The sequence below is a fragment of the Caballeronia zhejiangensis genome, assembly GCF_022879815.1.
Classification (GTDB): domain Bacteria; phylum Pseudomonadota; class Gammaproteobacteria; order Burkholderiales; family Burkholderiaceae; genus Caballeronia; species Caballeronia zhejiangensis.
The window spans coordinates 1,064,621-1,090,269 of record NZ_CP084284.1 but is presented as its reverse complement, the minus strand read 5'-3'; the positions used below and the strand labels follow the sequence as shown (position 1 = coordinate 1,090,269).

Sequence of the window (25,649 nt, the reverse complement as noted above, 5' to 3'; positions counted from 1 at the left end):
CAACAGAAAAATAGGCGGCGATTATTCGGGCCGACGCAATAATCGCAGACGATGTCCCGTCAGACGGCGCGCAGCGCGTCGAAGTCGCGAATGCGGATGAACTTGCCCTGCGTCTCGATGAGGCCCGCCTTGTCGAAACGCGACAGGGTGCGGCTCACGGTTTCGAGCGTCATGCCGAGATAGCTGCCCATGTCGTCGCGCGTCATACGCAGCGTGAATTCCGACGACGCGTAACCGCGCTTCGACAGCCGCGACGAAAGATCGAGCAGCAGCCGCGCGACGCGCTCGTCGGCCCGCAGCATGCCGAGCCGCAAGACGTGATTCGCCTCGCGGTTCACCGCGTGACTCATCATGCGATGCAGGCGCTTTTGCAGCGCGTCGGTTTCGCGGCACATGCGCTCGAAAAGCGAATACGGCACGACGCAGACGGAGCTGTCTTCGAGCGCGATCGCATCGCACGTATGCTCGCCTTCCTCGATGCCTTCGAAACCGAGCGCATCGCCCGCGAGCAGCAGCCCCGTCACCTGCTCGCGGCCGCCGTCGTGCGTGATGACCGTCTTGATCGACCCGGAGCGCACGGCGAACAGGGCATCGAAGCGGTCGCCCGCGCGAAAGAGCGCGTCGCCGCGCTTGACCTTGCGCGTCACCGAAATGATGTTCTCCAGCTTGGCGATGTCGTTCGCGCACAGGCCTTCGGGCATGCACAGATGACGCATCGCGCACGTGGAGCAGTGCGCCGAATTGCGGCGCGCACGGGAAAGTTCGGACACGACGGACATTTTGGGCTTCGTTTTGTTGATGAATGACAAAACGATTCTCCCATAGGGCAACCATTGGCCCGCGTGAAAAATTGACGCGGGCACGGCATCGGTCAAACTTTTTTACCTTACTGGGTTGCTTTTTTACCGAGATCGCCAATGGTCGACGGAATCAGCGCCGATGCTTTTTTGCGATAGGTCGATCTGGCGCAAGGCAGGCCGTACAATTCGTGGTTCTTTCTGCATCAGCGTCCGCTTAACAAACGGCGGCGCGATCTCTTTTTAGCACTTCTCCATCCCGCCCGCCCGACCGTGACTCAATCGCCGCCTGCTTTACCGTTCAGAACCGCTCTCTACGCGATGCTCGGCATCGGCCTCGTCAACATGCTCGTCGCGCTCGATCAGACGGTGGTCAGCACCGCGCTGCCGTCGATCGTGGCGGAGCTGCACGGCTTCGAGTTCTACGCGTGGATCGCGAGCGCGTATCTGCTGGCGTCGGTCGTGACGGTGCCGGTGTTCGGGCGGCTCGGCGACTACTTCGGCCGCAAGCGCTTCGTGATCGCCGCGGTGATTACGTTCACGGTCGCGTCGGTGCTGTGCGGCCTCGCGCCCAGCATGTTGTTCCTCGTGCTCGCGCGCGGGCTGCAGGGCGTCGGCGGCGGGATGATGGTCGGCACCGCGTTCGCGTCGATTCCCGATCTGTTCCCCGATCCGCGCGCCCGCGTGCGTTGGCAGGTCGTGCTCGCGGCGGCTTACGGCATCGGCACGGCGGCCGGGCCGTCGCTCGGCGGCTGGATGAGCCAGCACTGGGGCTGGCGCTCGACGTTTCTCGTCAATCTGCCGGTCGGCGCGGCGGCGCTGTATTTCATCTGGGCGCATCTGCCGAACCTGCATCGGCCGCGCGAGGGCGGCGTGAAGATCGACTGGACGGGCGCGGCGCTCGTCGCGCTGGTGCTCGGCGGCTTTCAGGCGCTGATCGAGGCGCTGCCGCAGGACGGGCTGACGGCCGCCAATGTCGCGCTCGGCATCGGCGTGGCGGTGTGCGCGGTGGCGCTCCTGATCTGCGAGCGGCGCGCGACGCATCCGATCATCCCGCTCGACATTTTCCGCGACGCGCAGATGAACACGCTCTTCACGCTCTCGTTTCTCGCGGGCTTCGTGATGTTCTCGCTGATCTTCTTCGCGCCGCTCCTGCTGCAAGGCGGCTTCGGCCTGTCGCCGCAGGCCGCGGGTCTGCTCGCGACGCCGATCGCCGCGTGCATCGCGCTCGGCAGCTTCATCAACACGCGCATCGTGATTCACATGAAGAAGCCGGTGAATATCCTGTCGATCGGCTTCACGCTGCTCTTGATCGCGTCGGTCGGACTCGCGTTCGCGCGCGAATCGACGCCGCACGTGTGGATCGAATTGCCGATGGCCGCGACCGGCATCGGCCTCGGCTTCATCCTCAACAACATGAATATCTTCGGGCAGGAGATCGCGGGCCGCGAGCGCTTCGGCATCACGACGGCGCTCCTGCAATCGACGCGCATGGTCGGCGGGATGATGGGCACGAGCATCGTCGGGACGATCGTCGCGCATCACTATGCGAGCGTCGTGGCGCGTACGGTGAGCGTGCTCGGGCCGTCGGTGTCGGCGCAGTGGCTGCCGCGGCTGTCGGATCCGCGCATTCTCGTCGATGAAGCGTTGCGCGAGCGCATCCTTGCCGAACTGGGCGCGGCCGGTCTCGACGGGCCCGCGCTCTTCGATGCCGCCCGCGACGCGCTCGTGCAGTCGATCCACATCGGCGTGCTGCTGACGGCCGTCGCCGCGCTCGTGGCGGCGCTGCTGGTGCGGCGCATCGCGCACATCACGTTCAGGAAGTCCGCGACGCCCGTCGCCAAAACCTGAGGCGCTTCCTTTCGCAAGTGGTGCGTCGCGCCTATAGTTTCTGGCGTCAACGCAAGACCGGTTTTCGCTTCGGCTTCGACCGCGCACCGCATTTGCTTCACCGCTCTCGATGACCACTCGCACGCCTCGCGCGGAACGCTTGCGCGGGGCGCGGGTCACTCGCTTTAGCGGGCGGCCGCGCCCAGCGCTCGCCGCCCATCGCCAACAAGAGATGAGGAGCTGAAATGAAGATCACCGGAGAGATGCTGATCGGGGCATCGGCCGTGCGGGGCACCGATGCCACGCTCCGCGCGTTCGACCCCGCGCGCAACGCCGATCTCGAACCCGAGTTCGGCGGCGGCGGCGCGGCGGAAGTCGCGCGCGCGTGCGAGCTGGCCGAAGCGGCGTTCGACGACTATCGCCACGCGCCGTTCGAAACGCGCGCGCAGTTTCTCGAAGCGATCGCGGACAACATCATCGCGCTCGGCGATACGCTGATCGAGCGCGCGATGGCCGAATCCGCGCTGCCGAAGGCGCGTCTCGAAGGCGAGCGCGCCCGCACGGTCGGGCAGTTGCGGCTCTTCGCATCGCTCGTGCGCGAGGGCCGCTGGCTCTCGGCGACGCTCGATTCCGCGCAGCCGGACAGAAAACCGCTGCCGCGATCCGACCTGCGTTTGCAAAAGATTCCGCTCGGCCCGGTCGCCGTGTTCGGCGCGAGCAATTTTCCGCTGGCGTTTTCGGTGGCGGGCGGCGATACCGCCTCGGCGTTCGCGGCGGGCTGTCCGGTGGTCGTGAAATCGCATCCGGCGCATCTCGGCACGTCCGAACTCGTCGGCCGCGCGGTGCAGAAGGCGGTCGCCGACAACGGCTTGCCCGAGGGCACGTTTTCGCTCGTCGTCGGCGCGGGCAATGCGATCGGCGAGGCGCTCGTCGCGCATCCGGCGATTCAGGCCGTCGGCTTTACCGGCTCGCGGCGCGGCGGGCTCGCGCTCGTCGATATCGCGGCGAAACGCCCGGTGCCGATTCCCGTCTTCGCCGAAATGAGCAGCGTGAACCCGGTTTTCGCGTTGCCGGGCGCGCTGGAAGCGCGCGGCGACACGCTGGCGGCGGCTTACATCGATTCGGTGACGCTCGGCGTCGGCCAGTTCTGCACGAATCCGGGCCTCGTAATCGCGCTGGAGGGGCCGGATCTCGACGACTTCATCGATCTGGCCGCCACCGCGATCATGAAGAAGGAAACGCAGACAATGCTCACCGCGCAGATCGCCGCGGCCTACGCGAGCGGGATCCAGGAACGCGACGCGTCCGGCGCGCGCAATATCGCGACCGGCGTGAAGGGCGACGCATCGAGCGGCGCGCTGCCGGTGCTGTATCGCGTGAATGCGGAGGAATTTCTGGCCAAGCCGCAACTGTCGGGCGAGATTTTCGGACCGACGTCGGTGATCGTCATTTGCCGCGACGAGGACGAGATGATCGCCGTCGCGCGCCATCTCGAAGGCCAACTCACCGCGACGCTGCTGATGGAAAAGGGCGACGTCGAGCTTGCGCGGCGCTTGTTGCCGGTGCTCGAGCGCAAGGCGGGCCGGATTCTCGCGAACGGTTTTCCGACGGGCGTCGAAGTGTCCTACGCGATGGTGCACGGCGGGCCGTTCCCGGCCACATCGGACAGCCGTTCCACGTCGGTCGGCGCGATGGCGATCGAGCGCTTCCTGCGCCCGGTGTGCTATCAGGATCTGCCGGCGGCGCTGTTGCCGGCTGCGCTGGCGGACGACAATCCATTGAACTTGTGGCGTCTGAGGGATGGAGAGCTGGGGCCGAACTGAGCGCCGGCATCGAATATCTGCGGGACGAATAAACGGCATTTATTCTTCTCGCAGATACTCGCTCTGGTTTGTAGTTGGCCGATTATCTGTGTGGCGAATAAACTGCTTTTATTCGCCACACAGATAATTTGCGCCATGCAACAAGTTATCGTGACAGTCGCGCAGATGGGCCATGTGCTCGCGGCCGGCCGCAAGCAGGCCGGACTGACGAAGACGCAGGCGGCGGCGCGCCTCGGCATCAGCCAAAGCCGGCTTTCCACCCTGGAGCGCGATTCACGCTCGCTGACGCTCGATCAACTCCTCGCGATGTTCGGCGTCTACGGCCTCCAGTTGCTGGTGCAGGCCCGGCCCGACACGTCGCTGCCCGAAGCAAACGAGGCCGACTGGTAATGGCCGGGCGTCGGCTTCGTTCCCGCGCGTTGTTCGTATGGGCCAACGGAAAGCGCGTGGCAACGTGGAATCTGCCTACGCGCGGACCGGCAGAACTCATATACGACACCGAGTGGATTCGCTCGGACGAGGCACGTCCGCTCTCGCTGTTGCTGCCGATCGGTCTCGACGGCGCGCCGCTGAAAGGCGACGCCGTGCTCAACTACTTCGACAATCTTCTGCCCGACAGCGAGCCGATTCGCCGCCGCATCGCGCAGCGCTTTCAGACCGACAGCGCCGATGCGTTCGACTTGCTGCGGGCCATCGGTCGCGATTGTGTCGGTGCCGTGCAACTGCTTGCCGACGACGAAGCGCCGAAAGACATCGAAAGCATCGAAGGAACGCCGTTCAGCGACGATGACGTCGAAAGCCCGCTGAATCAGGTGGCCGGCGGCATGCCCTTGGGCACCGACCATGACGACGACTTCCGCATTTCGCTCGCGGGCGCGCAGGAAAAGACCGCGCTGCTGCGGCACGGCGGACGATGGCTCAAGCCCCATGGCGCGACGCCGACGACGCATATCCTCAAGCTGCCGTTGGGGCTCGTCGGCAATCGACGCGCCGATCTCACGACATCGGTCGAGAACGAATGGCTCTGCATGCGTCTCCTGCAGGCGTTCGGCTTGCCCGCGGCGAACGTCGAGATCGCGAATTTCGGCGAACGGCGCGTGCTTGTCGTCGAGCGTTTCGACCGGCGGATGCACCCAGGCGGAAAGTGGATTCTTCGTCTGCCAAAGATTTCTGCCAGGCGACCGGGCTGCCTCCGCACAAGAAGTACGAGCACGATGGCGGTCCGGGCGTGCTCGATCTCGCGCGCGTGCTGCAACAGTCGACCGAAGCGCGCCGTGACGTGCAAACGCTCGTGAGCGCGCAGATCCTGTTCTGGCTGCTGGCCGCGCCCGACGGTCACGCGAAGAACTTCAGCATTCATCTGGCGAGGGGCGGACAATACCGCCTCACGCCGCTCTATGACGTCATGTCGATCCGGCCAGTGGAAGGCGACGGCGCCAACCAATGGTCGTGGGACAAGGCGAAGCTGGCGATGGCCATCCCCGGTGCGAGCAGGCGCTACGCGTTTCGCGAGATCAAGCGCCGGCACTTCGACGCGATGGCGCAGAGATGCGGTTTCGGCGAGAGCGCGGAGCCGATCATCCGGCACATCATCGAACGCGCGCCGACGGTCATCGACGAAGTGACAGCGCAATTGCCCGGCGATTTTCCGCCTCGGGTCGCCGAGCGTATCTTCGATGGCCTGAACAGATCGATCGCCGAGTTGACCGGCGTGGCCGCCGGCGAACCGTGAAGACAACCCCCAACCGGAGACAAGAAAGATGACCCACCCCGACCGCCGCTATCCCGACCCCGCCGTGCGCGTGCTGGACCCGCGTTTCAATGCACTGCGCATCGCATCGGCGTCGGTGGAATGTCTGTATCAGGGCGCGCGCTGGTCCGAAGGGCCGGTCTGGTTCGGCGACGGCCGCTATCTGCTCTGGAGCGACATCCCGAACAATCGCATCCTGCGCTGGGACGAAGAGAGCGGCGAAGTCGGCGTGTTTCGCAAGCCGTCGAACAACGCGAACGGCAACACGCGCGATCGCGAAGGCCGGCTCGTAAGCTGCGAGCATCTGACGCGGCGCGTGACGCGCACCGAATACGACGGATCGATCACCGTCATCGCCGATCGCTACGCCGGCAAGCCGCTCAATTCGCCGAACGATGTCGTCGTGAAGTCGGACGGCTCGATCTGGTTCACCGATCCGACCTTCGGCATCGACGGTTTCTACGAAGGCGAAAGGAACGAGGCGCAACTGAAGCCCTGCGTCTATCGCGTCGATGGCCAGAGCGGCGAAATCACGATGATGATCGACGCCTTCGTGGGCCCGAACGGTCTCGCGTTCTCGCCGGACGAATCGGTGCTGTATGTGGTGGAATCGCGCGCGACGCCGCGCAAGATTTACGCGTTCGACGTGCTCGACGGCGGCCGCAGGCTAGGCGAGGCGCGCCCGCTCATCGATGCGGGCCCCGGCACCCCCGATGGCTTTCGCGTCGATATTCACGGCAACCTGTGGTGCGGCTGGGGCATGGGCGACGCCGAACTCGACGGCGTGCGCGTCTTCACGCCGCAAGGCGAAGCGATCGGCCACATCGACTTGCCCGAGCGTTGCGCGAACGTGTGTTTCGGCGGACGGCATCGCAACCGGTTGTTCATGGCGGCGAGTCACGGGCTCTATGCGCTTTACGTCAACACGCAGGGCGTGAAGGGCGGTTAAGCCTTGCCGATCTTCTCCATGATGCGCTCGGGATGCTGGCTCGCCGCGAAGCCGAAGCGCGCGTAGAGCCCGTGCGCGTCGGACGTGACGAGCATCATGCGGCGCAGCCCCTGAAGATCGGGATGCGCCATCACGCATTGGATCATCCATGTGCCGAGGCCCGCGCCTTGATGCTCGGGCAGCACGAACACATCTGCGAGATAGGCGAATGTCGTCGTGTCGGTAATCATGCGCGCATAGCCGATCTGCGCGTTGCCGTGAAAGAGCCCGAACGCGAGCGAATGACGCGCGGCGCGCTCGACCTTTTCTCGCGCGATGCCCGGCGACCAGTACGCCACTTCGCTCAAATAGCGATGCACGACATCGAAGTCGAATTCGTCGATGTCCGTGCTCAGCCGATAGCCGTCCCGGGTCCATTGCATCGCGCGCTCCATGAGTTTTTCGAAGCGCCGAGCATAAGCGATCGATGCGTCGCGCTCCATGCACACTTCGCGCGCGCAAGTGTCAGTGGACGGTATAGATGCGCCCCGTCTCCGCGCCCTCGACACTGCGGCTGTACGCCAGCGCCACGCGCGCGCCGCTCGCGGCCTCGAAACCGCGAAAATACGGGCCGAAGCTTTCGCGCGCCTCTTCGAGCATCGTCGGACTCACGACGTTGATGCGCAGGCCGCGAGGCAGTTCGATCGCCGCGCCGCGCACGAAGCCTTCGATCGCGCCGTTGACCGCCGCCGCGCTCGCGCCCTCGCGAATCGGCTCCGCGCCGACGATGCCGCTCGTCAACGTGAACGAGCCGCCGTCGTTCAGGTAATCGCGCGCGGTGAGCACGAGATTGACCTGGCCCATCAGCTTGTCGTTGAGACCGAGACGGAATTGCTCCGGCGTCATCTTCACGAGCGGGCCGAAGTGCACATGACCGGCGGTCGCGACAATCGCATCCACTTTGCCGATGGTTTCGAAGAGCTTTCTGATGCTGTCGAGATCGAGCAGATCGACGCGACGCGCCCCGCGCGTCGCACCGATTTCGATGACTTCGTGACGGGCTTTCAATTCGGCGACGACCGCCTGGCCGACCGTGCCGGTTGCACCAATGACAGCGATTTTCATGATCGGGCTCGCATGGATGACGTTGAAGGTGGTCATGCATTGTGCGAGCGGACGGACGCGCGAAAAAGCCGCGTCCGCTTCAAGGATTGCAAACCGCGAGTTACGAATGGCTAGTGCGTCGCGAGGCGTCCTGGCATCGGCGAAAGAAGATAGAGCGACGCCGCGAACTTGCAGACGAGTCCGACGCCGCAGACGAACGCGGCCGCCGGAAAGATATGCCATTGCAGCGCAAGGGTCGGCGCGACGAGGGTGACGGACACGAATCCGAGCGCGACGGTCAGCCAGCGCGCCCATTGCAGGCGTGATGCAACGCACACATAGAGCAGGCCGACGAGCACCCGCGACGCGACCATCGCGGCGAGCGGATGGCTCGATGCATCGCCTGGAAGCCCGATGGCGAGCGTCAATGCGAACTCGGCCCATGACAGCGCCCAGGCCGCGCCGAGACACGCGATCGCCGATGTAAAGCGCTGCTCGGGCGTAACGGCGTGGCGCGTAGCCGGTTCAAGTTGCGTGGTCTCTTCGGTCTCTTGCGTGTAACCGTCGTATGCGTGGGTCGTCATGTGGTTTCCCCTTTATCGACTCTCGTGCGCCGGCGATGTATGTTGCGCTGCGGCGCTTCGTTCGCCGTGTCCTTGAGCATACGCCGTGCCACGTTCAAGGAACGCGCGTTGCTACGCATTACGTCGATCAGCAACGAGCAAAGGAGCAGACGATGGGCAATCTGAAGGAACAGAATCCGCATTCGGAACGTGACGACGAAGATCTCGACAAGGCAGTCGAAGACACGTTCCCCGCGAGCGATCCGCCTGCAACGGGCGGCGTGACGCGCATCGAAACCGATGACGAGAAGGAAGAAAAAAAGTAACGCGCGAAGCCCACGCAAGTAAAAAGAGCCGCATAGTCCATGCGGCTCTTTGCTTATGCGCGACGGCGGTCGTGCTCATTTCCGTTCGAGCTCGAAGAGCCGCGACGGACGCAGATGATTCAGCGCGTAGTGCTTGCGTCCGCGCAAGGTGTGGCCGTGCGGATCGCGTCCTTCGAAACGCACCTTGTCTTCGACCTCGGGGACCGTCGGCGCGACCATGCCGCGATCGATCAGGCGATAGCCCCGCTCCAGCGCAAGCAACACGCCATTGCGGCCGGGACGGCTGTCGAAGCCGCCGAGACCATCGCCCGGTTCGGGTACGAAGTTCACGGTCGTCGCATTCGAAGTGATGACGGAATCCGGCTCGCGCGCGAGCATTTCCGCTTCGCGTCGCGCATGAATGCTCTTCGCGTCGGCATCGACGGTGTCGTCGAGTCCGTCGTCGTTGGCGACATCGACGCCGCGCGGCGGCTTCTCATAGAGACCTTGCGGGCCGACATGCATGCCTGCCTTCGTCGTCTCCGTCTTCGCACCGGCGCCCGCGCCCGCGTGCGCTTCGCCGCCCGCTGCGGCCTTGTTCGCATCGCTCATCTTCACGTGAGCGGTTTCCGCGCCGGGCGTCTTGATCGGACTGTCGGCGACCTGCGCGTTCTGCTTGTTCTGCGGATCGTTTGATTCAGCGTTGTTCATCGCATTGCTCCGTTGCAGTTGGACCTGAATTGACCAAGCCCTCACGCAAGACTCGTTCCGGATATTTGGCGACGGAACCGCGAGCCTTGCCGGAGAGCGCCTTCGGAGATACTTAAAATTTCAGGCCTTTTTTCGACCCCAAGCCGATTTCCTGCAAGTATTATCTGGAACCTGTCGGCGGCAAAGCGCAATACGCGAAACTCGAGCAATCAGGAGGGCGCGTTACCTTGCCGTCGAAAAAGAGCAATGCGATTCGAACGAGCAGGGCACTTTCACACAGGTGACTCATGCAACACGATGCAGCCTTTTCACATCGAGGCTACCTTCTAAACTGCGCGCCCGCCCGGGCCGGAGATGGCAGCTACCAGCCGTACGTGGTGATCTCGCGATCGAGCGATGGCGAGCTCGTCGCGAACCGATTCTTTCCTTCGGAGCTGCGATTCCGCAACGAAGGCGAAGCCATCGCGCACGCGCGCGACTGGGCCGTGCGCTGGATCGACGCAAGCAACGTCACAGCCTGAGCGATGTTCCGCGCGAGCATCGGGGACGCGGGTGCGCGATCGGCCGGACGGCAGGCTTTCGCAAAACCGGTTACGCTTGTCGTTTAATCCGTCCCTCGCTTCTTGCCCGACATGCAGAACATGCCCACGTTCGGCGCAGTACCGCCGCTCGAAACATCCCGCGACACCGCGCTCGACACGCCTCAGGAATGGGGCCTCGCCCGCATCGTCGCGGACTTGCGCCAGTCGCGCGAAGAGCTTCATCGCACGCGGCATCCGCTCGGCATACGTGAACTGCCTTCACGCGAGGCCATCGTCGGGATCGTCAACGGCCTGCGCTCGGCGCTCTTTCCCACGCATTACGGCGCGCCCGATCTGACCGACGAAAGCGTCGACTACTATGTCGGGCAAACGCTCGAAACCAACTTGCGTCTGTTGCGCGAACAGATTCGCCGCGCGCTGCGCTTCCTGCCCGAACATCGCGAGACGAGCGAAGCCGATCTCTCGGCGCAAGCCTTCGCGATCGCGCGCGAGTTCGGCGCGCAGTTGCCGCATATCCGCGCGCTGCTCGTAAGCGACATACAAGCTGCTTTCACCGGCGATCCGGCGGCGCAGCACATCACCGAGATCCTGCTGTGTTATCCGGGCGTCTGGGCGATGACGCATCATCGTCTCGCGCATGCGTTGCACAAGCTCGGCGTGCCCTTGCTCGCGCGCTTTATCAACGAGATCGCGCATTCGCTGACGGGCATCGACATTCACCCGGGCGCGACCATCGGGCCGAGCTTTTTCATCGATCACGGCACGGGCGTCGTGATCGGCGAGACGGCGGTGATCGGCCAGCATGTGCGCGTCTATCAAGCCGTGACGCTCGGCGCGAAGAGCTTTCCTTCGACGAGCGATGGCGCGCTCGTCAAAGGCAACGCACGGCATCCGATCGTGGAGGACGATGTCGTCATCTACGCGGGCGCGACAATTCTCGGCCGCGTGACCATCGGCAAAGGCTCGGTCATCGGCGGCAATGTGTGGCTCACGCATAGCGTGCCGCCGGGCAGCAACGTATCGCAGGGCAAGATTCGCGAAGGTTCGGGACCGGGCACGCCGGGCAACGGATTCGGCGCATGAAAAAAGGGCCGCGAGGCCCTTTTTTGTTTGCTTGCGTTTGCGTTCGCGCGTGCGCTTTGCTTGCGGCGGCCTTACGTATTCGACACGCTGAACGCGTTCTGATTGCCGACGATGGCAAGAAACTCGCGACGCGTCGATGGATCGTCGCGGAATGAGCCGAGCATGCGCGAGGTGACCATCGACACGCCCGCCTTGTGCACGCCTCGCGTCGACATGCATTGATGCGCGGCTTCCAGAATGACACCGACGCCGAGCGGCTGCAGCACTTCGTTCAGCGTATCGGCGATCTGCGCGGTCATCTTCTCCTGAATCTGCAGACGCTTCGCGAAGGCGTCGACGAGACGCGCGAGCTTCGAAATGCCGACGACGCGTTTGTTCGGCAGATAAGCGACATGCGCGCGGCCGATGATCGGGACCATGTGATGCTCGCAATAGCTCTCGAAACGAATGTCCTTCAGGACGATCATTTCGTCATAGCCTTGCACTTCCGAGAACGTGCGAGCGAGGATGTCATGCGGATTCTGCGTATAGCCCGCAAAAAACTCTTCATATGCGCGCACGACGCGGCCCGGTGTATCGAGCAGGCCTTCGCGGCGCGGATCGTCGCCCGCCCAGCGCAACAGAACACGGACAGCGGCTTCGGCTTCCTCGCGGGTCGGACGATCGGCTCCATCAGCAGGCATGTCCGAACCTGAAAGATTGTTTTTGCGCGGGGCGCTCATCGAAAGCTCCTATGAGTCAAGGTGCAAATAGTACATGCGATATTTTTGGCACCCCGCCATTGTTTCACGTTTCAGAAGGCCGATACGGATGTCAGGTCTTTCCCCCACCGTCGATGCCCGAACCCGTGCGCCACACCTGCTTGCCTTCTTCCGTCAGCACGCCGCTGCTATGGTCCTTGTTGGGCTCCGTGCCGGGTTCGGCCATGTTCCCGCCCGGCTGTTCCTGCGCTGTCTGCTTATTGCCCTTGCGTTGCGCGATACGGTCTTCCTGAGAACGTCCGGCGTAGTTGCTCATGGTGCGCCTCCTTTCGGATTGATGCGATGAAAGGCGCGCAAGCCGCGTTCCAGCCGGACGGTCGTCGCATGCTTATTGCGGCTGACCTTCGACGCCGCCGAGCACCATCCAGTTGACGCCGAATTTGTCCGTCACCATGCCGAAGCGCTTGGCGAAGAAGGTTTGCGTCATCGGCATCTGCACCTGGCCGCCGTTCGATAGCGCGTTGAAGTATTTTTCCGCCTGCTGTTCGTCATCGGCCGTGAGCGAAAGCGATACGCCCTTGAACTCGGTGTTGCCGCTGCACATGCCGTCGGAGCCCATCACCATTGAATCGCCGATGGTGAATGCCGCATGCATGATCTTGTTTTCCGATCCCGACGGCACGCCGCAACCGCTCGCGGCTTCGGCCTTGCCGGCGTCGGGGTTTTCGCTGAAGCGCATCATCATGACGACTTGCGCGCCCAGGTTCTCGCGATAGAACGTGATCGCTTCCTCGCAGCGGCCTTCGAAAAACAAATAGGGTTGCACTTGCATGACTGCTCCTTGAGTTATGACGTTTCGTCAGGGTCCATATCCATCATGAGCGGCACCGATGCGTGCTCGTGCACGACACGCCAGTCGCCATCGATCTTTCTGAAGCACACGGTCGCGCGCACGATGTCCTCCTGTTCGCCCACGGCGACGCGGTTGACGGAGTGCGCGTAAGCCAGATCGCCGCTCGCGGCGACTTCCACTTCCCGCATTTCGAATGAGAGCGGGGCTTTCATGCTGTCGAACCAGCGCCGCCAGTTCTCGCGATAGTGCTCGATGCCCCTGATCGACGCGGGCGGCACGACGTCGAACACGACGACATCCGGCGCGTAGTGGCTGACGAGCGTATCGACGTCTTTCGCCAGCACTGCCTGCCGCCACGCCTCGATCATTTCGCGGATCCGCGCGATATCGTCATGCGGATCCGTACGATCATTTGTATTCGCCATGCGAACCTCCTTTCGCATACGATGCCGCCGCGTCGTGACAATGCAACGGCAAACACCGATGCAGAACTATTTTTTGTGTTGTGTACACCGTCCACAAAAAGTAGCAGAGATAATGGACAGTGTCCACATAATCGAAGTCACACGAATCAAAATGACAAATGGCAAGCCGCGCAGCACCTATCGACATGGCGATTTGCGACGCGCGCTGATCGATGCGGGAATCGAACTCGCGCGCGAAGGCGGCCCCGACGCGATCGTCTTGCGGGAAGCCACGCGCCGGGCGGGCGTCGTCCCGAACGCGGCCTATCGTCACTTCGGGAGCCGTCAGGAATTGCTATCGGCGGTACGCTCGGCGGCGCTGTCATTCGTCGCGCAAGCAATGGAAGAGGAACTCGCGTCGCGCCCGAAGAAGCGCCGCCGTGCCGATGCGGCGCGCGCGGGTTTGCGCGCCATCGGCACGGGATATCTTCGTTTTGCGCAAAAGGAAGCGGGATTGTTTCGCACGGCGTTCGCGGCGCCGCAAACGGAATGGACGGAACACGAGGAAACCTATGGCGCGGGGCCGGGCGGTCTCGATCCGTTCGAGTTGCTGAGCCGCGCGCTGGACGACATGGTCGAGGCGGGCGCGCTCGAAGCGAAACGCCGGCCCGAAGCGGAATATCTAGCATGGAGCGCGGTGCACGGCTTCGCGCTCTTGCTGATCGAAGGCCCTTTGCAGGGGCTGAAGCGCACGCAGATCGAACCGCTTGCCGAGCGGCTTCTCGATATGGTCGAGGGCGGTCTCTGAAAGAAATCGCGCCGCACGGAGCGGCGCGAAGCATCATCGAATCAACTGAATTTCATTTCGCCGGTTCCGATGAGTCGGTTATCGGTTCGACCACGCTGAGCAACAAGAGCAGGCACAGCGTCGCGGTCCCGACCATGTACAGGAAGACCGCGGTCCAGTTATAGCTGTCGAGCAGCAGGCCGACCGCGAGCGGAGCGCAGGCGCCGCCGATTTGTCCGACCGAGTTCACGATGCCGAACGCCGTCGGATAGGTGGCCTTGGTTGCGAGACCCATCGGATACGCGGAGTAGCCTGCGAAGCCGATGCCGAGCATCAGGCCCGCGAGCATCAGCGCCGCGCCGAGATAGGCGACGCTGTCGGGCGCATCGATCAGCAGGAAGGTCATCACCATGGTGCCGAGCGCGCCGAGCATCATCATCGGTTTGCGGCGTCCGCCAAGCAGACGATCGGAGATGATGCCGCCGAGCATGTTGCCCGTCACCGCGCCGATGAAAGGCGCCGATGCAAGGAAGCCCATCTTCACCGAAGCGAAGCCCTTCACTGTCACGAGATAAGTGGGAATCCACGAGATGAAGATGTTGCTGATGCCGATCATGCAGCCATAGCCCAGCGCGATGCCGAAGATATTCCACGAGCCGAAGACCTGGCGAATCGTTTCGAGCTGCGGCACGCGCTTCGTGCGATTGATAGCGTCGAGCCGGGGCATCGGCGTCATGCGCGCGCGCGACAGCGACTTGCCGCCGTTGCTGCCGACGGTCGTTTCATCGGCGATGTAGCGGCGCTCGGCGGGCGAGCAGAAGCGATTCTCGCTGGGCGAGTTCGTCACGAAGAACATCCATACGACGGCGAGCAGAATGCCCGGCACCGCGAACACATAGAAGATCTCGCGCCATCCCCACAACTGGATCACGATGATGCACACCGACGGCACGATCAGCGGCCCGAGCTTCGATGCGGCGATCCACAGGCCGGTGGCCGTGCCTTTTTCCTTTGCGGGGAACCATCGGTTGATGACGTTGGTGCAGCCGATGCCGAGCGGTCCTTCCGACAAGCCGAGACCCACGCGATACGCCATCAGCAGAAACACCGACGATGTCGTGCCCATCAATCCGGTGAATACCGACGTGAGAATCATGAAGACGGAAAACAGCAGGCCGGTGGTCTTTTCGCTGAGTCGCTTGTAGAGGAGGCCGACGGGAATCTGCACAAAGCCATAAGCGAAGGAGAACAGGCTCACGATGAGACCGGCCTCGGTATTGGTGATGTGATATTCCCTCTTCAGATACGGCAGCGCGATGCCGAAGTTGGCGCGATCCGCGCACGCGATCGCCCAGATGCAGAAGATCAGTCCCATCACGACCCAGCGGTGTTTCGTGTGTTTCTCCGCAACAGGTTCCGCTTTCGAGGAAGCGACGATGCCGTCAGCGTTGTTCATTGCGCTGTTGTCTCCGATGTTATGTGCAAGGCTTTATTGTCGATGTGCCTTCCGATGTTTCGAATTGTGGGGAGCGTGGGCAAGAGCGTCCAATCTTTTATTGCTATTACCTGATTCCCGGATTGAATCGATCGAAGCGCGGCATGCAATGCGTCGATTCGTGGATCAATTGATAGCGTTTTGGGATTGGACGTTATCGCCGAAAGCAGACATGATCCGCTCCACATCGCAACGAACACCATGGAGCACGCGAATTGAAGCCGAGCATTCTGCAACTCAATCCCATCCTCGTACCGGCCATCAATGAAAAGCTGAATGCGCTTTATACGATGCATCGGCTGTTCGAGCAGGAAGACAAGGACGCGTATATCCGCGAACACGGCGCTTCGATTCGCGGCGTGATTACCGGCGGACATACGGGCATCGCCAACGATCTCATCGAACGCTTGCCTGCATTGCAGGTGATCGCGGTGAACGGCGTCGGCACCGATGCCGTCGACCTCGAATTCGCGCGCTCGCGCGGTTTGCCGGTGACGGGTACGTTCGGCGCGTTGACCGAAGATGTTGCCGATCTCGCCATCGGTCTCATCCTGACCACGCTGCGCGAGATCTGCCCCGGCAACGATTTCGTGAAGACCGGCAAGTGGGTGAACAACCCGAGCCCGAGCGCGATTCCGTTGTCGCGCCGATTCAGCGGCAAGCGCGTGGGCATCGTGGGCCTCGGCAAGGTGGGCCGCGCGATTGCGCTACGCGCCGCCGCGTTCGGTTGTCCGATCGCTTATACCGATGTACGCGCGATGGACGATATCGACTATCGCTTCGTGCCCGATCTGCTGTCGCTTGCGCGCGAAAGCGACATTCTCGTGCTCGCCGCTGCAGCCGATAAAGCGAAGGGCATCGTTAATGCGGCCGTGCTCGATGCGTTGGGCAAGGACGGTTATCTCATCAACATCGCGCGCGGCAAGCTCGTCGAGGAAAGCGATCTCGTCGAAGCGCTGTCGCGTGGCGTGATCGCGGGCGCGGGCCTGGATGTTTTCGTCGATGAGCCGAATGTGCCGGCCGAATTGTTCGGCATGGATCGCGTCGTGCTGCAGGCGCATCGCGCGAGCGCAACGGTCGAATCGCGCACGGCGATGGGCGAGATGGTGCTCGCGAGTCTCGCTCAGGCTCTTGCGGGACAGCGCCCCGAAGGCAGCCTCACGACCTGACGCACGCGCATGAACGCGTCCGGGGCGAACATATAATGATCGGCCATCACCTCAACGTCGATTACGAATGCTCGATCTCGGACAAGTACGTTGCTTCGTTGCGGCCGCGACGGAACTGAACTTCAGGCGCGCGGCCGCGCTGCTCAACATGACGCAGCCGCCGCTTTCCAGACAGATTCATCTGCTCGAAGAAAACCTCGGCGTGAAGCTGTTCGAGCGCGTCGGGCGCACGGTCAAGCTGACGACCGAAGGGCGCGTGTTTCTCGCCGATGCAACGCGCCTGCTCAATCTTTCCGAGCAAGCCGAAAGCACCGTGAGGCGCGCGAGCAAGGGCAAGACCGGGCGCGTACGCATTGGCTTCACGGGCGCGGCGGGCTATGAGCTGATACCCGAACTGCTCGTCGCTGCGAAGCGCGATTTGCCCGATATCGACGTCGTGCTGCTCGAGATGATTTCCGTCGCGCAGATCGAAGCCTTCGAGGCAAACGCGATCGATCTCGGCTTCATGCGGCCGCTGCCTTCGCGGCAGAAAGTGGAGTTTCTTCTCGTCGACCGCGAGCCGATGATCGTCGCATTGCCTGCGGGACACGCGCTGTGCCGTTTCGACCGGCTCGAACTCACGCAGTTGCACGAGCAGCCCTTCATCATGCATTCGCCCACGCACGGCAAATACTTCTACGACCGCATCATGAGCATGCTCGTCGCCGATGAAGTGAAGCCGCACTTCACGCAATACATCGATCAGACGCCGACCATTCTTTCGCTCGTGCGTGCAGGGCTGGGCGTATCGATTCTGCCCGCATCGTCGCAACGGTTTCATTACGACAGTGTCGAGTTCAGGGAAATTGCGGGCAACGCCGTTCAGGCCGAAATGAGCATGGCGTGGCGTGCCGATCAAGACAATCCCGCCGTCACGGCGTTTAGGCACATGGCGGCGGAATACTTCGCTACGCGGCGTGCGTGATCGCGCGCGCGGTCGCATCGATGGCGGCGCGGGCTTTATCGACGATTTCGTCGATCTCGTCATGCGTGACGACGAGCGGCGGCGAAAGCAACATGCGATCGTGACTCGCGCGCATCACGAGATTGCCCGCGAAACAGAAGTCGCGGCATATCGTGCCGATATCGTCGCCATTGGCAAAGCGCTTTTTCGTCGCGCGATCTTCGGCAAGCTGAATGCCGGCGACGAGCCCCGTGCCCGCAATTTCACCGACGATCGCATGATCGCTTAACGCCTCGCGCAATCGCTTTTGAAAGTACGGCCCCGCATCGTGCTTTACGCGCGCGACGATGCCTTCGTCTCGCAGCAACTTAAGGTTAGCCACGGCCACCGCAGCCGCGACCGGATGCCCCGAATACGTGAAGCCGTGATTGAATTCGCCGCCATTCACGATTGCATTCGCGATGCGATCCGATAGCGCGACGGCGCCCATCGGCACATAGCCGCTCGTAAGACCTTTTGCGATCGTGATGACATCCGGCTCGAAGCCGAAGTGCTCGTGCGCGAACCACTCGCCTGTGCGGCCGAAGCCGCCGATCACTTCATCGGCGATCAAGAGCACGTCATGCTTGCGGCAGATGCGCGCGATCTCCGGCCAATAACTCGATGGCGGAAAGATCACGCCGCCCGCGCCCTGAAACGGCTCGCCGATAAAAGCGGCGACGTTCTCCGCGCCGAGTTCGACGATCATATCTTCGAGCTGACGCGCACGCGCAATGCCGAATTCCTCTTCGTTCATCGCGCCGCCTTCACCGAACCAGTATGGCTGATCGATATGCGCGACATGCTCCATCTTCGATGGCATCTGCTCGTGCATATAGCTCATGCCGCCGAGCGTTGCGCCCGCGATCGTCGAGCCGTGATACGCATTCGCACGCGCGATGACATAGCGTTTTTTCGTTTGTCCTTGCACGGCCCAATAGCGATGCACGGCGCGCAGCGCCGTATCGTTGGCCTCCGATCCGCTGTTGCAATAGAGAAAGCGATTGAACTTCGCGGGCGCGACATCGGCAAGCATCGCCGATAACTCGATGATCGGCGGATGCGTCGTCTTGAAGAAGGTGTTGTAGTAAGGCAGTTCCTGCATCTGTTTCAGTGCGGCATCGGCGAGTTCGCGGCGTCCATAGCCGACGTTCACGCACCACAAGCCCGCCATGCCGTCGATGATGCGCTTTCCCTCCGAATCCCACAGATACACGCCTTCGGCCTTCACGATCACGCGGCTGCCCGCGCGATTGAGCGCGCCCATATCGGAGAACGGATGCAGATGATGCGCGGCGTCGAGCGCGCGGTAATGCGCCGTCGAATCGATTCGATCGTTCATGTTGTCGGCTCCTTCAAACGTGCAATAGCAGATGCTTGCGTTCCCACGAACTGATCACGCGGAAGAACGCTTCGTATTCGGTTTCCTTCAGCGCGAGATAGGCGCGCACGAACTTCTCGCCGAACATTTCGGCAAGCGGCTCGCAAGCGCCCATCAGCGTGAGGCCTTCGTCGAGATTGCGCGGCAATTGATAAGGCTGGCGATAACCATCGCTCGCGAGCGGTTCGGTCGGTTCGAGATGTTGCGTCATGCCGAGATAACCCGCGGCGAGCGTGGCGGCAATCGCGAGATACGGATTGCAATCGACGCCCGGAATGCGATTCTCGATGCGTCGTGCCTGCGGCGACGAGTGCGGCACGCGAAAGCCGACGGTGCGGTTGTCATAGCCCCATTGCACGTTGATCGGCGCGGCCATGAAGCGCGATAGCCTGCGATAAGAGTTGATATACGGCGCGAAGATCGGCATGAGCGCGGGCGTGTATTTCTGCAAGCCCGCGATGTAGCTATAGAAGAGTCCCGTCGGTTCGCCTTCGCGATTGGTGAAGAGATTGCGGCCGGTCTCGTCATCGACGAGGCTCTGATGCACATGCATCGCCGAACCGGGTTCGTTTTCCATCGGCTTCGCCATGAAGGTCGCGTACATCTTGTGGCGCAGCGCGGCCTCGCGCACCGTGCGTTTGAAAAGAAACACGCGGTCCGCGAGATTGAGCGGATCGCCATGCAGAAAGTTGATTTCCATCTGCGCCGCGCCCACTTCGTGAATCAGCGTATCCACTTCGAGCTCCTGCATCTCGCAGTATTCATAGATGTCTTCGAAAAGCGGATCGAACTCGTTGACGGCATCGATCGAGTACGCCTGACGCCCCGTTTCCGCGCGCCCCGTTCTGCCGACCGGCGGTTGCAATGGCAGATCGGGATCGCGATTCATGTCGACGAGAAAGAACTCGAGTTCGGGCGCGACGACAGGCCGCCAGCCCTTGGCGGCGAATTTATGAAGCACTTCGCGCAGCACGCGACGCGGCGAAATGGCGACAGGCGTGCCGTCGAAATGCACGCAATCGTGGATGACTTGCGCGGTCGGATCCGTGGCCCACGGAATCAGGCGGATCGTCGCGGGATCGGGCACGCAGACCATGTCGGGATCGGTGACGCCGGTGAAGCTGCCATCGACGGGATAGTCGCCCGTCACGGTCTGGATCATCACGGCTTGCGGCAGGCGCATCGCTTCGCCCGATTCGAACTTGCTGCGCGGAATGATCTTGCCGCGCGCGGTGCCGGCCATGTCGGGAATGATCGCTTCAACTTCGGTGATGCGATGTTTTCGCAGGAATTCGTCGATGCGTTCCATGTTCGTTCTCACGTTTCGATAGGGCGCACGCGTCCACGGCATTCGCGATGCATCGCGAATGCGCGAAGAAGCAGGACGCGCGCGTTCACGCGTGCGGGCGCACGCGCGCGGACCAACAGCAGCTCGAGAAGAAAACGAGAGGAGGCGCTACGGCAGCAGCGAAGCCGCGCCGACACAATGCACCGCGATGAACGCGCGCGCGGAAATCGCGTTGCGACGCCGCACGCAGCGGCGGGAGAGGACAGTCAGAACCGACAGGAAGCGGCGATCGGGAAGCTTGCCGCAGCGATCGGCGCGGGAGTGATGGCTCCTGCGTGCCAGAGGGCTTTGGACTTTCACGATAAGACTCGTTGGTCGAGTGGATTTGCAGAGCGATTGCCCATGCCGACAATTGCCCTTCAGCGAGCATATACGAGACATAAACGCCGTCAATACGTTTTTTCCAGTGGTTTTCACGCCGGATGTTTCTGTCGCGCCACGAGAAGGTTGCGCAATTCATCGATAATGTCGGCTCTTTCCGCCGAAATGCTCACAGAGCCGATGCTCTCCAACCTGCTCGTTCAACTCGTCAACGGCCTCGCCGATGCTTCTGCGCTCTTTCTCGTCGCTTCGGGACTGTCGCTGATCTTCGGCGTCACGCGCATCGTCAACTTCGCGCACGGCTCGCTCTATATGCTCGGCGTGTATGTCGCGTACAGCCTGACGAGCCGCTTCGGCGAAAGCGTCGCGGGGTTCTGGGCGTCGATCGCGGGCGCCGCGCTATTGGTCGGCGCGATCGGCGCAGTAATAGAAGTGAGCGTGCTGAGGCGCATCTATCGCGCGCCGGAGTTGTTTCATCTGCTTGCCACGTTCGCGCTCGTGCTCATCATTCGCGATGCGGCGCTGTGGCTTTGGGGACCGGAAGATCTGTTCGGCCCGCGCGCACCGCATCTCGAAGGCGCGGTGCAACTGCTCGGTCATGCGTTGCCCACCTATGACCTCGCGCTGATCGTCATCGGCCCGCTTGTGCTGTTCATGCTCTGGTATGCGCTCACGCGCACGCGCTGGGGCACGCTCGTGCGCGCGGCGAGCGCGGATCGCGAGATGCTCGGCGCGCTCGGCGTCAATCAGGCGTGGCTCTTTACCGGCGTGTTCTTCGTCGGCGCGATGCTCGCGGGACTCGGCGGCGCGCTGCAGGTGCCGCGCATGTCGGCGAATCTTTCGCTCGATATCGAGACCATCGGCAATGCGTTCGTCGTCGTCGTGGTCGGCGGCATGGGCTCGATTCCGGGCGCGTTCGTCGCCGCGCTATTGATCGCCGAAATCAAGGCGATGTGCATCGGCATCGGGAACATAACGATCATGGGCGTCGGCTTCTCGCTGTCGAAGTTCACGCTCGTCGCCGAGTTCGTCGTAATGGCGGTCGTGCTCGTGCTGCGTCCGTGGGGACTCTTCGGCCGTCCGCAGACGATCGCACGTTCCGCCGCGCCCGCCGACCGGCCTTTGCTACCCGCCACGCGAAACATGAGGATCGCGGCGTTCATCGCCGTGATCGCGCTTGCGCTCGCGCCGCTCGCCGCCGATGCGTTTCCGTACATGCCCGTGCTGTTCGTCGAGATCATGATCGCGGTGCTGTTCGCCGCGAGCCTGCACTTCATCATGGGACCGGGCGGCATGCACTCGTTCGGTCATGCGGCGTACTTCGGCCTCGGCGCATACGGCGCGGCGCTGTTTCTCAAGGTATTCGCGTTACCAATGGAAGCCGCGCTCGTGCTCGGGCCGCTGATTGCGGGCATCGGCGCGATCGTGTTCGGCTGGTTTTGCGTGCGCTTATCGGGCGTGTATCTCGCGATGCTCACGCTCGCGTTCGCGCAGATCGTCTGGTCCGTCGTCTTTCAATGGGATGCCGTGACGGGCGGCAGCAACGGCATATTGGGCATCTGGCCGTCACCGTGGCTATCGTCTCCCGTCGCGTTCTACTACCTCACGCTCTTCTTCGCCGTCATCGGCGTATGGCTTTTGCGGCGCATGCTTTTCTCGCCGCTCGGTCTCGCGATGCGCGCCGGTCGCGATTCGCCGTTGCGCGCCGAAGCGATCGGCGTGAACGTCGCGCGCGTGCAGTGGGCCGCGTTCATCGTCGCGGCGCTCGTGTGCGGGCTCGCGGGTTCGCTCTATGCGTTCTCGAAGGGCAACATCTCGCCGGAAGCGATCAGCGTGGGCCGCTCCGTCGACGGCCTCGTGATGGTCCTGCTCGGCGGCATCCAGACGCTTGCCGGTCCGATCGTCGGCGCGAGCGTGTTCACCTGGCTGCAGGATGCCGTCGCGCGTCAGACCGACTACTGGCAAGCGCTGCTCGGCGCGGCGATCCTCGTGCTCGTCATCGCGTTTCCGCAAGGCATCGCGGGTTTCGTGCGCGAGCGCTTTTTCAGGGAGGCGCAATGAGCCTGCTATCCGTCGCGCATCTCTCGAAGTCGTTCGACGGTGTGCACGCCGTCGACGACGTTTCATTCGATCTCGAAGCCGGTCAATTGCTCGCGCTCATCGGTCCGAACGGTGCGGGCAAATCGACGTGCTTCAACATGATCAACGGTCAGCTCAAGCCGACTTCCGGCGCGATCCGCTTCGACGGTCACGATATCGCGGGTATGCGTCCGCGCGATATCTGGCGGCGTGGCGTCGCGCGCACGTTTCAGATCGCCGCGACCTTCAATTCGATGACCGTACTCGAAAACGTGCAGATGGCATTGCTGTCGCGCGAGCGGCGCATCTACAGGCTGTTCGGGCGCGTCGAATCGTGGAGGGAAGACGATGCGATGGCGTTGCTCGGTCTCGTCGGCATGGCGATGCATGCGCGCCGCAGTTGCGCGGTGCTCGCATACGGCGACGTGAAGCGCGTCGAGCTTGCTATCGCGCTTGCAAATCATCCGAAGCTCTTGTTGATGGACGAACCGACCGCTGGCATGGCGCCACAGGAACGCAATGAATTGATGACGCTCACCGCGCGTCTAGCGAAAGAGCGCAACATCGGCGTGCTGTTCACGGAGCACAGCATGGACGTGGTCTTTTCACATGCGGACAAGCTGATCGTGCTCGCGCGCGGACGTCTCATCGCACAAGGCGATGCCGAAGCGATCCGCAACGATGCCCGCGTGCGCGAGGTCTATCTCGGCACGGGCGCATCGTATGCGCCGCGTGCGGCGTTGAATGCGGGGGCATCGTCATGACGCTGCTCAAAGTCGATGCGTTGAATGCGTTCCATGGCCGCGCGCAAATACTGTTCGATGTCGGCTTCGAAGTCGGACGAGGCGAAGTGGTCGCGCTGATGGGCCGCAACGGCGCGGGCAAGTCCACGACGATGAAAGCCGTCATGGGTCTTCTGCCGCGCATATCGGGCGCGGTGTCGTTCATGGGCGAAGACATCGCGGGCATGGCGCCGCATCGCATCGCGCGCAAGGGGCTGGGTTACGTGCCCGAAGATCGCCGCGTGTTCGGCGATCTCACGGTGATGGAGAACCTCGACACGGGCCGGCAGCCGCCGCGCGAAGATGCGCCATCGTGGACGCCCGAAAAGCTCTTTCGCGTGTTCCCGAATCTCGGCGAAATGCGCAATCGCCGCGCGAGCCGCATGAGCGGCGGCGAGCAGCAGATGTTGACCGTATCGCGCACACTGATGGGCAATCCGCGCCTCGTGTTGCTCGATGAGCCATCGGAAGGTGTCGCGCCTGTCATCGTCGAACAAATGGCCGATATGATTCTCGAACTGAAGCGCGAAGGGCTCGCCATACTGCTGTCGGAACAGAATCTGCATTTCGCGGAACTCGTCAGCGATCGCGTTTATGTGCTGGAAAAAGGGCAGATTCGCCATGAAGGCCCGATGCACGCATTCGCGCGCGACGATGCCGCGCGCCGCGAGTTGCTCGGCGTTTAAACGATCATTCAAACGGAGAGGAGAAGATTCAATGGCGCCAATGCGCTTCACTATCGCGGCCATCGCAGCGGGCATGGCGTTCGCCGCGCACGCCGACACCATCAAGATCGGCGAGATCAATAGCTATAAGGCGCAGCCCGCGTTTCTCATGCCGTACAAGAACGGCTGGAATCTCGCGCTCGACGAGATCAACGCGGCGGGCGGCATCAACGGCAACAAGCTCGAAGTCGTCTCGCGCGACGACAACGGCAATCCCGGCGATACGGTGCGCGTCGCGCAAGAGCTCGTCGCGCGCGAGCAGGTGAAATTGCTGTTCGGCGGTTATCTGTCGAATACGGGTCTCGCGCTCGCGGACTTCGCCAAGCAACGGCGCATCTTCTTCCTCGCAGCCGAGCCGCTCACCGACAAGATCGTCTGGCAGGACGGCAACAAGTACACATATCGGCTGCGTCCTTCGACTTACATGCAGGTCGCGATGCTCGTGCCCGAAGCCGCGAAACTCGGCAAGAAGCGCTGGGCGCTCGTCTATCCGAACTACGAGTACGGGCAATCGGCGGTGGCCACGTTCAAGCGCTTGCTGAAGGCCGCGCAGCCGGATGTCGAGTTCGTCGCGGAGCAGGCGACGCCGCTCGGCAACATCGATGCCGGCGCGGTCACGCAAGCGCTCGCCGATGCAAAGCCCGACGGCATCTTCAACGTGCTCTTCAGCGCGGACCTCGGCAAGTTCGTGCGTGAAGGCAATACGCGCGGCCTGTTCAAGAATCGCGCGGTCGTATCGCTTTTGACGGGCGAGCCGGATTATCTCGATCCGCTCGGCAAGGAAGCGCCGGTCGGCTGGATCGTGACGGGTTATCCGTGGTATTCGATCGATACGCCGGCGAACAAGAAGTTCGTCGCCGCTTACGAGGCGAAGTATCACGACTATCCGCGCCTCGGATCGGTCGTCGGCTATACGGCGATGATGTCGATTGCGAACGGCCTGAAGAAAGCGGGCTCGCCCGACGCCGACAAGCTCGCGGCCGCATTCAAGGGCTTGCCTGTCGATACGCCGTTCGGTCCGATCACGTATCGCAAGGAGGACAATCAATCGACGATGGGCGCGTATGTCGGCGTAACCGGGCTGAAAGACGGCAAGGGCGTGATGACGTCCTTCCGTTATGTCGATGGCGCGAGCGTGCAGCCATCGGACGATGAAGTGAAGAAGCTGCGTCCGGCTGACTGAAGC

Annotated in this window: 27 protein-coding genes and 1 pseudogene; 15 read left to right on the top strand and 13 right to left on the bottom strand. The window is 62.7% G+C overall.

Features of this window, described 5'->3' with window-relative positions; genetic code table 11:
• Positions 1–59 precede the first annotated feature (59 nt).
• Positions 60–779, bottom strand: coding sequence for a helix-turn-helix domain-containing protein (locus LDZ23_RS19605; RefSeq protein ID WP_244808155.1), 720 nt, complete (start codon positions 777–779; stop codon positions 60–62).
• A 339-nt stretch (positions 780–1,118) separates the two neighbouring features.
• Between LDZ23_RS19605 and LDZ23_RS19600 the strand changes: the two genes are divergently transcribed.
• The 5 genes and pseudogenes from LDZ23_RS19600 (at position 1,119) to LDZ23_RS19580 (ending at position 7,149) form a co-directional block, all read left to right on the top strand.
• On the top strand, positions 1,119–2,648 hold the full coding sequence (locus LDZ23_RS19600; protein ID WP_008352874.1) for an MFS transporter: 1,530 nt from the start codon (positions 1,119–1,121) through the stop codon (positions 2,646–2,648).
• A gap of 224 nt (positions 2,649–2,872) precedes the next feature.
• On the top strand, positions 2,873–4,450 hold the full coding sequence (locus LDZ23_RS19595; RefSeq protein ID WP_008352875.1) for an aldehyde dehydrogenase (NADP(+)): 1,578 nt from the start codon (positions 2,873–2,875) through the stop codon (positions 4,448–4,450).
• A gap of 135 nt (positions 4,451–4,585) precedes the next feature.
• Positions 4,586–4,840 (top strand): type II toxin-antitoxin system RelB family anti-toxin, encoded by a 255-nt coding sequence (locus LDZ23_RS19590; RefSeq protein ID WP_033536704.1) that lies wholly within the window; start codon positions 4,586–4,588, stop codon positions 4,838–4,840.
• Positions 4,840–6,182 (top strand): annotated as a pseudogene (locus LDZ23_RS19585) (type II toxin-antitoxin system HipA family toxin). The gene LDZ23_RS19590 and the pseudogene LDZ23_RS19585 overlap by 1 nt, the downstream one beginning before the upstream one ends.
• A gap of 28 nt (positions 6,183–6,210) precedes the next feature.
• Entirely contained in the window at positions 6,211–7,149 is a 939-nt protein-coding gene (locus LDZ23_RS19580) for an SMP-30/gluconolactonase/LRE family protein (protein ID WP_008352880.1), read from the top strand.
• Here LDZ23_RS19580 and LDZ23_RS19575 read toward each other — a convergent pair.
• The 3 genes from LDZ23_RS19575 to LDZ23_RS19565 all read right to left on the bottom strand — a co-directional run bounded on the left by LDZ23_RS19575 (position 7,146) and on the right by LDZ23_RS19565 (position 8,816).
• Positions 7,146–7,571 (bottom strand): GNAT family N-acetyltransferase, encoded by a 426-nt coding sequence (locus LDZ23_RS19575; RefSeq protein ID WP_034473104.1) that lies wholly within the window; start codon positions 7,569–7,571, stop codon positions 7,146–7,148. The genes LDZ23_RS19580 and LDZ23_RS19575 overlap by 4 nt on opposite strands.
• Positions 7,572–7,653: 82 nt before the next feature.
• Positions 7,654–8,256, bottom strand: a complete 603-nt coding sequence (locus tag LDZ23_RS19570; protein ID WP_174447748.1) for a short chain dehydrogenase — start codon at positions 8,254–8,256, stop codon at positions 7,654–7,656.
• Positions 8,257–8,363: 107 nt separating this feature from the next.
• Complete coding sequence (locus LDZ23_RS19565) at positions 8,364–8,816, bottom strand: hypothetical protein (protein WP_008352885.1); 453 nt, start codon at positions 8,814–8,816, stop codon at positions 8,364–8,366.
• A 152-nt stretch (positions 8,817–8,968) separates the two neighbouring features.
• Here LDZ23_RS19565 and LDZ23_RS19560 point away from each other — a divergent pair, with 152 nt between their 5' ends.
• A complete protein-coding gene (locus tag LDZ23_RS19560; RefSeq protein WP_008352886.1) occupies positions 8,969–9,121 on the top strand; it encodes a hypothetical protein in 153 nt (50 codons plus the stop codon).
• 75 nt (positions 9,122–9,196) lie between these two features.
• Here LDZ23_RS19560 and LDZ23_RS19555 read toward each other — a convergent pair whose 3' ends face one another.
• Positions 9,197–9,811, bottom strand: a complete 615-nt coding sequence (locus LDZ23_RS19555; protein WP_008352887.1) for a DUF3005 domain-containing protein — start codon at positions 9,809–9,811, stop codon at positions 9,197–9,199.
• 287 nt (positions 9,812–10,098) lie between these two features.
• Between LDZ23_RS19555 and LDZ23_RS19550 the strand changes: the two genes are divergently transcribed.
• Both LDZ23_RS19550 and epsC read left to right on the top strand, forming a co-directional pair.
• A complete protein-coding gene (locus LDZ23_RS19550; protein ID WP_008352888.1) occupies positions 10,099–10,332 on the top strand; it encodes a hypothetical protein in 234 nt (77 codons plus the stop codon).
• Between the two features lie 111 nt (positions 10,333–10,443).
• Positions 10,444–11,436, top strand: a complete 993-nt coding sequence (gene epsC, locus LDZ23_RS19545) for a serine O-acetyltransferase EpsC (RefSeq protein ID WP_008352889.1) — start codon at positions 10,444–10,446, stop codon at positions 11,434–11,436.
• A gap of 71 nt (positions 11,437–11,507) precedes the next feature.
• On the opposite strand, the gene folE is transcribed toward epsC, so the two are convergent.
• From folE to LDZ23_RS19525, 4 genes are all read right to left on the bottom strand, one after another.
• Positions 11,508–12,158: a GTP cyclohydrolase I FolE gene (gene folE / locus LDZ23_RS19540; protein ID WP_008352890.1), complete on the bottom strand. Its 651-nt coding sequence runs from the start codon at positions 12,156–12,158 to the stop codon at positions 11,508–11,510.
• A 91-nt stretch (positions 12,159–12,249) separates the two neighbouring features.
• On the bottom strand, positions 12,250–12,453 hold the full coding sequence (locus LDZ23_RS19535; protein ID WP_008352891.1) for a hypothetical protein: 204 nt from the start codon (positions 12,451–12,453) through the stop codon (positions 12,250–12,252).
• A 72-nt stretch (positions 12,454–12,525) separates the two neighbouring features.
• Complete coding sequence (locus LDZ23_RS19530; protein WP_008352892.1) at positions 12,526–12,969, bottom strand: VOC family protein; 444 nt, start codon at positions 12,967–12,969, stop codon at positions 12,526–12,528.
• A 14-nt stretch (positions 12,970–12,983) separates the two neighbouring features.
• Positions 12,984–13,415: a YybH family protein gene (locus LDZ23_RS19525; protein ID WP_008352894.1), complete on the bottom strand. Its 432-nt coding sequence runs from the start codon at positions 13,413–13,415 to the stop codon at positions 12,984–12,986.
• 151 nt (positions 13,416–13,566) lie between these two features.
• Between LDZ23_RS19525 and LDZ23_RS19520 the strand changes: the two genes are divergently transcribed.
• Positions 13,567–14,202: a TetR/AcrR family transcriptional regulator gene (locus tag LDZ23_RS19520; protein WP_008352896.1), complete on the top strand. Its 636-nt coding sequence runs from the start codon at positions 13,567–13,569 to the stop codon at positions 14,200–14,202.
• Between the two features lie 52 nt (positions 14,203–14,254).
• Here LDZ23_RS19520 and LDZ23_RS19515 read toward each other — a convergent pair whose 3' ends face one another.
• Positions 14,255–15,637, bottom strand: coding sequence for an MFS transporter (locus tag LDZ23_RS19515; protein WP_008352897.1), 1,383 nt, complete (start codon positions 15,635–15,637; stop codon positions 14,255–14,257).
• Positions 15,638–15,891: 254 nt separating this feature from the next.
• On the opposite strand from LDZ23_RS19515, the gene LDZ23_RS19510 reads away from it, so the two are divergent.
• Complete coding sequence (locus LDZ23_RS19510) at positions 15,892–16,845, top strand: 2-hydroxyacid dehydrogenase (protein ID WP_008352899.1); 954 nt, start codon at positions 15,892–15,894, stop codon at positions 16,843–16,845.
• Between the two features lie 67 nt (positions 16,846–16,912).
• On the top strand, positions 16,913–17,809 hold the full coding sequence (locus tag LDZ23_RS19505; RefSeq protein ID WP_008352900.1) for a LysR substrate-binding domain-containing protein: 897 nt from the start codon (positions 16,913–16,915) through the stop codon (positions 17,807–17,809).
• Here the strand turns inward: LDZ23_RS19505 and LDZ23_RS19500 are convergent.
• From LDZ23_RS19500 to LDZ23_RS19490, 3 genes are all read right to left on the bottom strand, one after another.
• Entirely contained in the window at positions 17,793–19,169 is a 1,377-nt protein-coding gene (locus LDZ23_RS19500) for an aspartate aminotransferase family protein (RefSeq protein WP_008352902.1), read from the bottom strand. The two genes, LDZ23_RS19505 and LDZ23_RS19500, sit on opposite strands and share 17 nt — an antisense overlap.
• A 13-nt stretch (positions 19,170–19,182) precedes the next feature.
• Positions 19,183–20,517: a glutamine synthetase family protein gene (locus tag LDZ23_RS19495; RefSeq protein WP_008352904.1), complete on the bottom strand. Its 1,335-nt coding sequence runs from the start codon at positions 20,515–20,517 to the stop codon at positions 19,183–19,185.
• A gap of 147 nt (positions 20,518–20,664) precedes the next feature.
• Complete coding sequence (locus LDZ23_RS19490) at positions 20,665–20,856, bottom strand: hypothetical protein (RefSeq protein WP_008352906.1); 192 nt, start codon at positions 20,854–20,856, stop codon at positions 20,665–20,667.
• Between the two features lie 201 nt (positions 20,857–21,057).
• Here LDZ23_RS19490 and LDZ23_RS19485 point away from each other — a divergent pair, with 201 nt between their 5' ends.
• Genes LDZ23_RS19485 through LDZ23_RS19470 form a run of 4 tightly spaced genes read left to right on the top strand, consistent with a single transcriptional unit; the run spans position 21,058 to position 25,646 of the window.
• Entirely contained in the window at positions 21,058–22,938 is a 1,881-nt protein-coding gene (locus LDZ23_RS19485) for an ABC transporter permease (protein ID WP_033536721.1), read from the top strand.
• Positions 22,935–23,720, top strand: coding sequence for an ABC transporter ATP-binding protein (locus tag LDZ23_RS19480; RefSeq protein ID WP_008352908.1), 786 nt, complete (start codon positions 22,935–22,937; stop codon positions 23,718–23,720). The genes LDZ23_RS19485 and LDZ23_RS19480 overlap by 4 nt, the downstream gene beginning before the upstream one ends.
• Positions 23,717–24,424, top strand: coding sequence for an ABC transporter ATP-binding protein (locus LDZ23_RS19475; protein ID WP_008352909.1), 708 nt, complete (start codon positions 23,717–23,719; stop codon positions 24,422–24,424). Before LDZ23_RS19480 ends, LDZ23_RS19475 begins: the two co-directional genes overlap by 4 nt.
• A gap of 31 nt (positions 24,425–24,455) precedes the next feature.
• A complete protein-coding gene (locus tag LDZ23_RS19470) occupies positions 24,456–25,646 on the top strand; it encodes an ABC transporter substrate-binding protein (protein ID WP_008352910.1) in 1,191 nt (396 codons plus the stop codon).
• Positions 25,647–25,649 lie beyond the last annotated feature (3 nt).